The 10,995-nt window shown below is 73.9% G+C and carries 11 protein-coding genes and 1 riboswitch; of the genes, 7 read left to right on the forward strand and 4 right to left on the reverse strand.

The genetic code is table 11. The features are described 5' to 3' along the window. Positions 1-71: 71 nt before the first annotated feature. Positions 72-623: a Clp protease N-terminal domain-containing protein gene (locus ACWGKI_RS19535; RefSeq protein WP_452189246.1), complete on the reverse strand. Its 552-nt coding sequence runs from the start codon at positions 621-623 to the stop codon at positions 72-74. Further along, a complete protein-coding gene (locus tag ACWGKI_RS19540; RefSeq protein ID WP_380245201.1) occupies positions 623-832 on the reverse strand; it encodes an RNA polymerase subunit sigma-70 in 210 nt (69 codons plus the stop codon). Before ACWGKI_RS19540 ends, ACWGKI_RS19535 begins: the two co-directional genes overlap by 1 nt. A 328-nt stretch (positions 833-1,160) precedes the next feature. On the opposite strand from ACWGKI_RS19540, the gene sucC reads away from it, so the two are divergent. The 4 genes from sucC to purN all read left to right on the forward strand — a co-directional run bounded on the left by sucC (position 1,161) and on the right by purN (position 5,332). Further along, positions 1,161-2,330, forward strand: coding sequence for an ADP-forming succinate--CoA ligase subunit beta (gene sucC / locus ACWGKI_RS19545; protein WP_380245200.1), 1,170 nt, complete (start codon positions 1,161-1,163; stop codon positions 2,328-2,330). Between the two features lie 37 nt (positions 2,331-2,367). Beyond that, on the forward strand, positions 2,368-3,264 hold the full coding sequence (sucD, locus tag ACWGKI_RS19550; RefSeq protein WP_380245199.1) for a succinate--CoA ligase subunit alpha: 897 nt from the start codon (positions 2,368-2,370) through the stop codon (positions 3,262-3,264). A gap of 114 nt (positions 3,265-3,378) precedes the next feature. After that, positions 3,379-4,623, forward strand: coding sequence for a cell division protein PerM (locus ACWGKI_RS19555; protein WP_452189249.1), 1,245 nt, complete (start codon positions 3,379-3,381; stop codon positions 4,621-4,623). A gap of 52 nt (positions 4,624-4,675) precedes the next feature. Next, the gene (gene purN / locus ACWGKI_RS19560) at positions 4,676-5,332 is read left to right on the forward strand and encodes a phosphoribosylglycinamide formyltransferase (RefSeq protein WP_380245203.1); all 657 of its coding nucleotides are present in this window, start codon (positions 4,676-4,678) and stop codon (positions 5,330-5,332) included. A 9-nt stretch (positions 5,333-5,341) separates the two neighbouring features. Here the strand turns inward: purN and ACWGKI_RS19565 are convergent, their stop codons facing one another. After that, the gene (locus ACWGKI_RS19565; RefSeq protein ID WP_380245197.1) at positions 5,342-5,920 is read right to left on the reverse strand and encodes an ArsR/SmtB family transcription factor; all 579 of its coding nucleotides are present in this window, start codon (positions 5,918-5,920) and stop codon (positions 5,342-5,344) included. A 96-nt stretch (positions 5,921-6,016) separates the two neighbouring features. Here ACWGKI_RS19565 and ACWGKI_RS19570 point away from each other — a divergent pair, with 96 nt between their 5' ends. After that, complete coding sequence (locus ACWGKI_RS19570) at positions 6,017-7,342, forward strand: MFS transporter (protein WP_380245196.1); 1,326 nt, start codon at positions 6,017-6,019, stop codon at positions 7,340-7,342. A gap of 124 nt (positions 7,343-7,466) precedes the next feature. Here the strand turns inward: ACWGKI_RS19570 and ACWGKI_RS19575 are convergent, their stop codons facing one another. Then, positions 7,467-8,507, reverse strand: a complete 1,041-nt coding sequence (locus ACWGKI_RS19575) for an SDR family NAD(P)-dependent oxidoreductase (RefSeq protein WP_452189252.1) — start codon at positions 8,505-8,507, stop codon at positions 7,467-7,469. Between the two features lie 78 nt (positions 8,508-8,585). Between ACWGKI_RS19575 and ACWGKI_RS19580 the strand changes: the two genes are divergently transcribed. Beyond that, complete coding sequence (locus ACWGKI_RS19580) at positions 8,586-9,158, forward strand: TetR/AcrR family transcriptional regulator (RefSeq protein WP_380245533.1); 573 nt, start codon at positions 8,586-8,588, stop codon at positions 9,156-9,158. Positions 9,159-9,185: 27 nt separating this feature from the next. Beyond that, a riboswitch (ZMP/ZTP riboswitch) is annotated at positions 9,186-9,273 on the forward strand. Positions 9,274-9,308: 35 nt separating this feature from the next. Further along, entirely contained in the window at positions 9,309-10,931 is a 1,623-nt protein-coding gene (purH, locus tag ACWGKI_RS19585; protein WP_380245534.1) for a bifunctional phosphoribosylaminoimidazolecarboxamide formyltransferase/IMP cyclohydrolase, read from the forward strand. Positions 10,932-10,995 lie beyond the last annotated feature (64 nt).

The raw sequence follows: 10,995 nt of genomic DNA on the forward strand, positions 1-10,995 counted from the left end.
GGCGCGCCGGGACGGTGGCGGGCCGGCTGACGCGGGGTCGTCAGGGGCCCGTCCGGGCTTCGGGAGCCCGGTCAGGCGGCGCGCACCTCCCGCGCGGCGGCGGTGCGCAGGGCGGGGACGTCGCTGCCCGCGTCGTGCAGGGCGGACTCCAGGACGCGGCCGCCGGGGCAGTCGGCGCGCAGGACGCCGAGCAGCAGGTGGCCCTCGTCGATCCCCTTGTCGCCGAGGCGCACGGCCTCGCGCAGCGCGAGCTCCAGCGCCTTCTTCGCGTCCTGGGCGAACGGGTGGTGCGAGCGCTGCCGCCGTGGCTTCCCGGCGCGGTCCAGCGCGCCGCGCCCGAAGACCTCGTCGGTGCGCCGGCGGACCTCGGCGAGGTCGACGCCCACGGCGGCCAGCGCCGCGCCGTCGAGCGAGTCCTCCGCCTCGACGGCGCGGCGGCAGCGGGCCTCGACGTCGGCCGGGTCGAGGCCGACGGCGCGCAGGGCCGCGGCCGCGGTCGCGTCGCGCCGGGTGAGCGAGACCACCAGGTGCCGGGTGTCGATCGTGTCCGTGCGCAGCTCGACCGCCACCTCCTGAGCGCCGACGACGACCGCGCGCGCGTCCTTCGTGAACCTCTCGAACATCAGATCCTCCTGCCGTGCTTCTTGTGGACCGCCTGCTTGCTCACGCCGAGCGCGTCCGCGACGTCCTGCCACGACCAGCCGAGCGTCCGGGCCCGCTCCACCTGGAGCGTCTCGAGACGGTCGGCCAGGTCGCGCAGCGCGCGGACGGCCCGCAGGCCTTCTCCGGGGTCGTCGCCGGCGGCCGCGCCGACGAGCGTCTGTTCGGTCATGCCGTCAACGATGGTTGACGGCATGATCACTGTCAACCCCAGTTGACGCACGAGTTGTCAGAGCCAGGTGCCGCCCTACCGGGTCCTGGTTCTGACAGGTCTGGCGCGCGTGGACCTGTCAGAGTGAGGCGGGGCCATACCCGCGCGTGGCTCTGACAGCTCGCGCCGGGGGTGTGGGATCGGTCACCCGCAGCCGGAGATCAGGGGCCGCTGTTCCCGCTGTCGTTCGGGTCGGACTACCCTGTTCGGGGATGTCTTGATGTCGAGACATCCGTTCGTGCCGGCCTCTGCCGACCCAGGGGCACCACCGATGGAAGGACGCAGCAGGGTGGACCTGTTCGAATACCAGGCTCGCGACATCTTCGAGAAGCACGGCGTGCCCGTGCTCGGCGGCGTCGTCGCGACGACGCCCGAAGAGGCTCGCGCAGGTGCAGAGAAGCTCGGCGGCGGGACCGTCGTCGTCAAGGCCCAGGTGAAGACCGGCGGCCGCGGCAAGGCCGGCGGCGTCAAGCTGGCCCACTCCCCGGCGGAGGCCGAGGAGAAGGCCTCCGAGATCCTCGGGATGGACATCAAGGGCCACACCGTCCACCGCGTGATGATCGCGCAGGGCGCCAAGATCGCCGAGGAGTTCTACTTCTCCGTGCTCCTGGACCGTGCGAACCGCAACTACCTCGCCATGTGCTCCGTCGAGGGCGGCATGGAGATCGAGCAGCTCGCCGTCGAGCGCCCCGAGGCGCTCGCCCGCGTCGCCGTCGACCCGATCGTGGGCATCGACGAGGCCAAGGCCCGCGAGATCGTGGATGCCGCGAACTTCGCCGACGACCTCAAGGCCCCGGTCGCCGACGTCATCCAGAAGCTCTGGACGGTCTTCACCGCCGAGGACGCCACCCTCGTCGAGGTGAACCCGCTGGTCCGCACCGAGGACGGCGCGATCGTCGCCCTCGACGGCAAGGTCTCGCTCGACGAGAACGCCTCCGAGGTGCGCCACCCCGAGCACGCGGAGCTCGAGGACAAGGCCGCGGCTGACCCGCTCGAGGCCAAGGCCAAGGAGAACGGCCTCAACTACGTCAAGCTCGACGGCGAGGTCGGCATCATCGGCAACGGCGCGGGCCTCGTGATGAGCACCCTCGACGTCGTCGCGTACGCCGGCGAGGAGCACGGCGGCGTCAAGCCCGCCAACTTCCTCGACATCGGTGGCGGCGCCAACGCCACGGTCATGGCGAACGGCCTGGACGTCATCCTCAACGACCCGCAGGTCAAGAGCGTGTTCGTCAACGTCTTCGGCGGCATCACCGCCTGCGACGAGGTCGCCAAGGGCATCGTCGGTGCGCTGGAGATCCTCGGCGACGAGGCCAGCAAGCCGCTGGTCGTGCGTCTCGACGGCAACAACGTGGACCTCGGCCGCGCCATCCTGGCCGAGGCGAACCACCCGCTGGTCACCCTGGCCGAGACCATGGACGGCGGCGCCGCCAAGGCCGCCGAGCTCGCCCACCTCTGAGCGCCCCGCAGACGTCGAAAGCAGAGACTTCAGAACCATGTCGATCTACCTGAACAAGGACAGCAAGATCATCGTCCAGGGCATCACCGGCGGGATGGGTGCCAAGCACACCGCCCTGATGCTCGACTCCGGCGCGCAGATCGTGGGCGGCGTCAACGCCCGCAAGGCCGGCACCACCGTGACCCACAAGGACCACGAGGGCAACGACGTCACGCTTCCCGTCTTCGGCAGCGTCAAGGAGGCCATGGCGGAGACCGGCGCGAACGTGTCGGTCCTGTTCGTGCCCCCGGCGTTCACCAAGGACGCGGCGATCGAGGCCGTCGACGCCGAGATGCCGCTGATCGTCGTCATCACCGAGGGCGTCCCGGTGCAGGACTCGGCGGAGGTCTTCGCCTACCTGCAGGGCAAGAAGACCCGCATGATCGGCCCGAACTGCCCCGGCATCATCACGCCGGGCGAGTCGCTGGCCGGCATCACGCCGCACACCATCACGGGCAAGGGCCCCATCGGCCTCGTGTCGAAGTCGGGCACCCTGACCTACCAGATGATGTACGAGCTGAAGGACCTCGGGTTCTCGACCGCCATCGGCATCGGCGGCGACCCGGTCATCGGCACCACGCACATCGACGCGCTCGAGGCCTTCGAGAACGACCCGGAGACCAAGGCGATCGTCATGATCGGCGAGATCGGCGGCGACGCCGAGGAGCGCGCGGCGGCGTACATCGCCGAGCACGTCACCAAGCCGGTCGTCGGCTACGTCGCGGGCTTCACCGCCCCCGAGGGCAAGACGATGGGCCACGCCGGTGCGATCGTGTCCGGCTCGGCCGGCACCGCGCAGGCCAAGAAGGAGGCCCTCGAGGCCGTGGGCGTGAAGGTCGGCAAGACGCCGTCCGAGACCGCCGAGCTCATGCGCGAGATCCTCAAGGCGCTCTGACCTGCAGGCGTCCTGACGCCCTGCACGACGCGCACGACGGCGTCCGCCCCCTGGGGGCGGGCGCCGTCTGTGTGTCTGCGAGGTTCTGGCAGGCGCGCGGGTGACGATGGGGCCGTGAGCGCACCACCCGGGACCCGACCCACCCGCACCGTCCGCACGGTCGACGGCGCCGCCCCGGGCCGCGGGGGAGAGCGGTTCGCCGCGGCGACCTCCGGCGCCTGGGCCGCCGTGCAGGGGATCGTCCTGTCCGGCGCGGTCGTGGTGCTGCTGGCCGTGGTCGGCGCGCTGGGCGGCTCCGCCGACTCCGCATGGACCGGTGCCGTCGGCGTCGCGACCGGGCTCTGGCTGCTCGGCCACGGCGTGCCGATGGCCGCGGGGGCCGGCGTCGTCACCGTGATCCCGCTCGGCATCGGGGCCCTCGCCGTCTTCACCGCCTACGTGTCCGTCAAGCGCTCCGCGCTGCCCACCCTCCCTGCCTGGGTCGGCGCGGCCACGACCTACGCCGCCGTGACCTGCGCGCTGGCGCTGGCGACGGCAGGAGTGGCGGGCGGCGACGGCCTGGCCGCCCCGGGCCCACGGCTCGCCCTGGCCGCCCTCGGAGGTCTCGTCGTGGGCGGGGTCGGCGCGGCGCTGGGCATCCTCGTCCCGCCGGACCGGCCGCTCGTCGTCGTCCCCGGCGGACTCCTGGACCGCGCCGTGCCCGACGTCGTGCGGCTCGGCCTGCAGGCGGGGACGGTGGCGCTGTTCGCGCTGCTCGGGCTCGGGGCCGCCCTGACCGGCGTGTGGGTCGTGGCCGGCCGGGCGACGTCGGAGGACGTCGTGACCGGGCTCGACCCCGGCTGGATCGGCGGCGTGGTGTTCGCGGTCGCGCAGCTCGCCCTGCTGCCCAACGTCGTGCTCTGGGCGACGGCCTGGCTGGCCGGGCCGGGGTTCGCCGTCGGGCAGGACACGTCGTTCGCCCCCGGCGGCACGACCACCGGGCCGCTGCCCGCCGTGCCCCTGCTGGGCGCGCTGCCGGGGCCGGACTGGTCGGGCACGACGGCCGCGGTCGCGGGGCCGCTGGTCGTCGTCGCGTGCGGGCTGCTCGCGGGCTGGTTCGCGTGGCGGCGGCTCGACCCGGAGCGTGTGCGGTGGGCCGACGTCGCGCAGGTGCTCGCGGGCGTCGTCCTGCTCGCGGGCGTCGTGACGGGGCTGCTGCAGTGGTGGGCCGGGGGAGCGGCCGGTGCCGGCCGTCTGGCCGCGGTCGGGGCCGACCCCGTCCTCCTCGGTGCCGTGGTGGCCGTCGAGGTCGGTGCGGGCGCGGCGATCGTGCTGGTCTGCGCGTATCTCGACGTCGGGGCGCGGCTGCGGCGTTCGTAGCGGCGCCGAGCGGGACCGGGACCATGAGCTGGTGACGAGTAGGGTGACGTCCGTGCAGACCCCGTCCGGCCACCCCGTCGCGTCCACGTCCACCCGGGAGACGGCCCAGGCTCGGCTCGTCGTCCTGGCGTCGGGCGGAGGGTCCAACCTCGCCGCTCTGCTCGCCGCGCACGACGACCCCGCCTACGGCGCCCGCGTCGTCGGCGTCGTCTCCGACAAGCCCGGCGCCGGTGCCCTGGACCTCGCGCGCGACGCCGGCGTGGCGTCCGTCGTCGTCGCCCCGGCAGACTTCGACGACCGGGCCGCGTGGAACGTCGGCATCGCCGAGGCCGTCGCCGTGTTCCGGCCGGACTACGTCGTCCTCGCCGGTTTCATGCGGATCCTGGCACCCTCGTTCGTGGAGCGGTTCGCCGGGCGGATCGTCAACACGCACCCCGCCCTGCTGCCGTCGTTCCCCGGCGCGCACGGCGTGCGCGACGCCCTCGCCTACGGGGTCAAGGTCACCGGCTGCACCGTGCACGTGGTGGACACCGGTGTCGACACCGGCCCGATCCTCGCGCAGGCCACCGTGCCCGTGCTCGACACCGACGACGAGTCGGCCCTGCACGAGCGGATCAAGGTCGCCGAGCGCGCCCTGCTCGTCGAGACCGTGGGCCGCATCGCCCGAGAGGGCCTGCGCGTCGAGGGGCGGAGCGCCGTCCTGGGCTGACGCGCGCGCTCAGTCCTGCGCGGGAGCCTCGGTGCCCCGGTGGACGTCATCGCGCGGCCCGAGGACGTTGAGCACCTGGTAGGTCTCGCGCACGACCTCCGGCTCGGCACGCGCTGCCGCGAGCGTCCGGTCCCCCCAGCGGTTCAGCAGCTCGTGCACCTCCGTGGCGAGGGCGTCGGCCTCTTCCTTGGTCAGCAGGATCGACGAGGTCATGAACTGCCGACGCACGGACTCGTCGTCCCGGTGCCCGTTGATGAAGACGTCGGAGGCCCAGCGCATGGCGGGGCGCAGCACGGCCTCCCGCGAGGCCGGGGTGTCGGTCTTGACGTTGAAGCTGCCGGCCGCGTTGGTCCACACGCGGTCGCGCTTGTCGCGCGCGTGCTCGGGTGCCTCGACGATCATCCCGGCCTTGGCGAGCACCCGGAGGTGAAAGCTCACGGAGTTGGCCGGGTGCCCGATCGCCTCGGCGAGATCGGCGGCCCGCGCGTGGTCCATGACTGCCAGCTGCATGAGGATCCGCTGCCGCACGGGGTTCGCCAGGGCGCGGAGCGCCTCCGGCTCGGTGATGTCCATCGAGGTCTCCAGCACGCTCTGAGCCTAGCAACGTCCCGCAACGGCAGGTGCGCAAGATTCGATGCGCAATAACTATTGCGCAACTGATGTTGCGGGACTAGCGTCCCTGTCATGACCCAGAGCACGGCGGCCGCAGCGCCGTCCGCACCGAGCGAGACCGCCACCCCGACCGAGGGGACCGCGACGACCGAGGCCGTCGGGCCCCTGCGCCGCAACCGCCCGTACCTGCTGCTCATGTCCGGGCTCACCGCGCAGTCGCTGGGCGGCAGCGTCACGAGGTTCGCGGTGCCGCTGCTGGCGCTGCAGCTCACCGGCTCGCCGACCGCGGCCGGCGTCGTGGCCGCCGTCGGGCAGACCGGCGCGCTCCTGGCGGCGCTGCCCGCGGGCGTCGTCGCCGACCGCACGGACCGCCGCCGGCTCGTCGTCGTCGCGGCGGGTGTCGCGGCCCTGCTGTGGGCCACGGTCGTGGTCGCCGGGGTCCTCGGCGGGCTGACGGCGTGGCACCTCGCGGCGGTCCTGTTCGGCGCCGCCGTGGCGACCGCCTTCCTCGACCCGGCCATCAGCGGTGCGTTCCGCGCCGTCGTCCCGCAGCCGCAACTGCCCACCGCGTACGCCGCCGCGCAAGGACGCGACGCCGTCGCCGGGATGCTCGGGGGACCGCTCGGCGGCGTGCTCTACGGCGTCGCGCACGTGGTGCCGATGCTCGGGGCGGTCGTGGGGACCGCGGCCACCGCCGTCTGCGCCTTCTTCGTCCGGGAGCCGCTCGGCGGCGGGGACGCCGAGGCGCGCGCCACGCACCCCCTCGTCGCCCTCAGGCAGGGGCTGCGCTACGTGTGGTCGGTGCCGCTGTTCCGCGCCAGCATCGGGCTGTTCGTCATGGTCAACGTCGCGCTGAGCGGCATGATGATCGGCATCAGCCTCGAGCTCGCCCGGACGGGCACGCCGCCCGTGCTCATCGGCGTCTTCAACATGGTCGCCGCGGGGTCGATGCTGCTCGGCTCGCTGTTCGCGCCCCCGCTCGTCGCGCGGCTGCGGCTCGGCGCCGTCACCGTCGTCTCGCTCGGGCTGCTGGTCGTCGCGTTCGCCGGGATGGCTCTCGTCCAGACCTACGCTGCGTACGTCGTCCTCATCGGGGTGGGTGTGCTGCTCGTCCCGGCGGTGAACGCCGCGATGGCGGGGTACACCGCGGCGATCACGCCGGACCAGATGCAGGGGCGGCTCTCGTCCGTGCTGGGCCTCAGCGGGGTGGCGGCCCTGCCGATCGCACCGCTGGTCGGCGGCAGCCTCCTCGGGGCGGGCGGCATCGGCGCCGTGCTGTGGACGCTCGTGGCGCTGCTCGCGGTCACCGTCGTGGGGATCGCCCTCGTGCCCTCGCTGTGGCGGGTCGGCACCCCGGACGCCTGGGCCGACGACGCCATCCCGATGCCCGCCGAGTGACCCGGCGAAGCTGTCAGAGCCACGTCACGCGCGAGCATGACGTGGCTCTGACAACTTTCCGTGCGCTCGAGCGGTCAGAGCCAGGCCAGGGCATGCCCGCACCTGGGTCTGACAGCTCGGTCGGTCAGACCGCCGACCAGCCGCCGTCCGACGCGAGGATCGCGCCGTTGAGGTTCACGGCGTCCGTCGACAGCAGGAACGTGATGGACGCGGCGAGGTGCTCCGCCGTCGCGATCCCGGGGATGTTGCCCATGAACCGGCCCAGGCGCGCGCCGCCGAACTCGGCCTGGCCGGGCACCTGGATGCCGGTCGCCACGCCGCCGGGCGCGACGGCGTTCACCTGCACGCCCGTGCCGGCGTACATCACGGCGGACGACTTGGTGAGGCCGACGACGGCGTGCTTCGAGGCCGTGTACGCGGCGCCCGCGGCCGACCCGCGCAGCCCCGCCTCCGAGGCGACGTTGACGATCCGGCCCCGGCCCGCGGCGAGCATCCCGGGCAGGACGGCGCGCATGAGGCGCATCGTGCCGTCGACGTTCACGCGCATCACGCGCTCCCACATCGCGTCGGTGAGCTCGTGCACCGCGCCCATGTCGTCCATGATCCCGGCGACGTTCGCGAGCGCGTCGACCCGGTCGCCCGCCGCGCGCACGATCTCCTCGACCGACGCGGCGGACGTGATGTCGCCCGCGACGGTCACGACCTCCGCGTCCGGCAGGGTCGCGGCGAGCTCGTCGAGCTTCTCCATCGCCAGGTCGACGGCGACCACGCGGCCGCCCTCGCGCGCCACGCGGGCGGCGACCGCCCGGCCGATGCCGGAGGCGGCACCCGTGACGACGACGGTCTGGCCGGTGAAGCGGCCGGGGGTGACCTGCTCGGTCCACGGGGCCGGCGCGGACGTGGCACCCGCCGTGCTCCCGGACGCGGTGCCTGGCGCGTCGGCGTCGTCGGGCGCCTGCTCGCGGTAGGCGGCGACGAGGCCGTCGACCATCTCGGCCGGGAACTTGCCGTTCGACAGGGCGACGAGCTGCTCCAGGGGCAGGCTGCGCGCCGGGGCGAGCGCCTCGGCGGAGGCGCCGGCCTGCTCGAGGACGGCGCCGAGGATGCGGCCTCCGACGGGGTGGTCGAGCCACTCGCCGACGGTCGAGGATGCGGACAGGGCCATGGTGCTCTCCTTGATGGCGGTCCCCCGGAGGGGGTCTCAGGTAACCGGACAATGTTGTCCGGTTGATAGTCTATTCCCGTGCCCACCGAACGGAGCAACCCTCGCCCCGCCGCCAGGAGCAACCCCGGGCCCGCGGCCGCCGCACGCAACCGGGCCGCGCTCCTGAGGGCGGCGCACGCGGTCTTCGCCGAGTCCGGCACCGCCGCCCCGCTGAGCTCCGTGGCCCGCCGCGCCGAGGTCGGGCAGGGCAGTCTCTACCGGCACTTCCCGGACCGCGTCGCCCTCGTGGCCGCCGTCGTCGAGGAGAACGTCGCCGAGCTGGAGGCCGCCTCCGCCGACGGCGCCGCCCTGCCCCGCCTGCTCGGGCTCGTGACCCGGCACGCCATCGAGTCCGTGGGTGTCGTCGACCTGCTGGCCGAGGACCGGCCCGGCCGCATGCTCGAGCTGCGCGACCGCGTGGCCGCGGTGCTCGCCGCCCACCACGAGGCGGCGCTCGCGGCGGGTCAGGTGCCCCAGGACGTCGGGGTGGACGACCTCATGCTCGGGGTCGAGCTCGTGGCCGGCGCGCTCACGCGGAGGCCGGCCGGGGAGCGCGCGGCGATGGCCGAGCGCGCCTGGCGCCTGCTCGGGATCGAGGTCGCGCTGCCGTGACCCGGCCCGGCGGCGTTCGGTAGACTCCGCCTCGGCCGTGACTGGCGAGGGTGGGTCACCACCGGGGAGCGGCCGACGTGTCCCGTCATGCGCGCCGCCCGCCTGGGTGCGAGGGTCTTTCCGCGAGAACCCGCACCGAGGAGAAGACACATGTCCGGAGCACCGTCCGCCCCCGACGTCCAGCTCGCCGACGACGCACAGCGCCCCGTGCGGCGCGCGCTGCTGAGCGTCTACGACAAGACCGGCCTCGTCGAGCTGGCCACCGCCCTGCACGCCGCCGGCGTCGAGCTCGTCTCGACCGGCTCGACCGCCGGGAAGATCGCCGACGCCGGCATCCCCGTGACCCGCGTCGAGGAGCTCACCGGCTTCCCCGAGTGCCTCGAGGGCCGCGTGAAGACGCTGCACCCGCGCGTGCACGCCGGCATCCTGGCCGACACCCGCAAGGCCGACCACCTCGCCCAGCTCGCCGACCTCGGCATCGAGACCTTCGAGCTGGTCGTCGTGAACCTCTACCCGTTCGCGGCGACGGTCGCGTCGGGCGCGGGCCCGGACGACGTCGTCGAGCAGATCGACATCGGCGGCCCGTCCATGGTCCGCGCCGCGGCCAAGAACCACCCGAGCGTCGCGGTCGTCGTCGACCCGGCCCGCTACGACGACGTCGTCGCGGCCGTGCAGGGCGGCGGCTTCACGTTCGCGCAGCGCAAGCGGCTCGCCGCCGCGGCGTTCGCCCACACCGCGCAGTACGACGTCGCGGTCTCCTCCTGGTTCGCGAGCTCCTACGCGCCCGACGAGGTCGCGGTCGAGTCGCACCTGCCCGACGTCGCGGGCGCCGCCTTCGAGCGCGCCGCGGTGCTGCGCTACGGCGAGAACCCGCACCAGAAGGCCGCCCTGTACACGCGGACCGACGGTGCGACCGGGCTCGCCCAGGCCACGCAGCTGCACGGCAAGGCGATGAGCTACAACAACTACGTCGACGCCGACGCCGCGTGGCGCGCCGCCCACGACCACGAGGGCCCGGCCGTCGCGATCATCAAGCACGCCAACCCGTGCGGCATCGCCGTCGGAGCCGACGTCGCCCAGGCGCACGCGCGCGCGCACGCGACGGACCCCGTGTCGGCGTACGGCGGCGTGATCGCGGCGAACCGCGTCGTCACGAAGGCCGCGGCCGAGCAGATCGCCCCGGTGTTCACCGAGGTGCTCGTCGCGCCCGGCTTCGAGCCCGAGGCCCTCGAGATCCTCCAGGCCAAGAAGAACCTGCGCCTGCTCGTGGTCGACACCCCGCCGCGCGCCGCTGCGGAGAACCGCCCGATCTCCGGCGGCATGCTCGTCCAGGAGGTCGACCGGTTCCAGGCCGAGGGCGACGACCCCGCCTCCTGGACCCTCGCCGCGGGCGAGGCTGCCGACGAGGCCACGCTGGCGGACCTCGCCTTCGCGTGGAAGGCCGTGCGCGCCGCGAAGTCGAACGCCATCCTGCTCGCCGCGGACGGCGCCGCCGTCGGCATCGGCATGGGTCAGGTCAACCGCGTCGACTCCTGCCGTCTGTCCGTCGAGCGCGCCAACACGCTGGCCGAGGGGCAGGAGCGGGCGCGCGGCGCGGTCGCCGCGTCCGACGCGTTCTTCCCGTTCGCCGACGGCCTGCAGGTGCTGCTCGACGCCGGCGTGCGCGCGGTCGTGCAGCCGGGCGGGTCCATCCGCGACGCCGAGGTGATCGAGGCGGCCCAGGCCGCCGGCGTCACGATGTACCTCACCGGGACGCGCCACTTCGCGCACTGACCCGCACCGGGCCGCAACGAGCGTGCTGACTTGATCCTCAAACAGCGTTCTTGAGGATCAAGTC

The sequence above is a fragment of the Isoptericola sp. NPDC055881 genome (assembly GCF_053615895.1).

What these genes read in the sequence shown, in the direction of transcription:
- ACWGKI_RS19535 (WP_452189246.1), bottom strand. Translation starts at nt 623, where the DNA reads ATGTTCGAGAGGTTCACGAAGGACGCGCGCGCGGTCGTCGTCGGCGCT.
- ACWGKI_RS19540 (WP_380245201.1), bottom strand. Translation starts at nt 832, where the DNA reads ATGACCGAACAGACGCTCGTCGGCGCGGCCGCCGGCGACGACCCCGGA.
- sucD (WP_380245199.1), top strand. Translation starts at nt 2,368, where the DNA reads ATGTCGATCTACCTGAACAAGGACAGCAAGATCATCGTCCAGGGCATC.
- ACWGKI_RS19570 (WP_380245196.1), top strand. Translation starts at nt 6,017, where the DNA reads ATGACCCAGAGCACGGCGGCCGCAGCGCCGTCCGCACCGAGCGAGACC.
- ACWGKI_RS19575 (WP_452189252.1), bottom strand. Translation starts at nt 8,507, where the DNA reads ATGGCCCTGTCCGCATCCTCGACCGTCGGCGAGTGGCTCGACCACCCC.
- purH (WP_380245534.1), top strand. Translation starts at nt 9,309, where the DNA reads ATGTCCGGAGCACCGTCCGCCCCCGACGTCCAGCTCGCCGACGACGCA.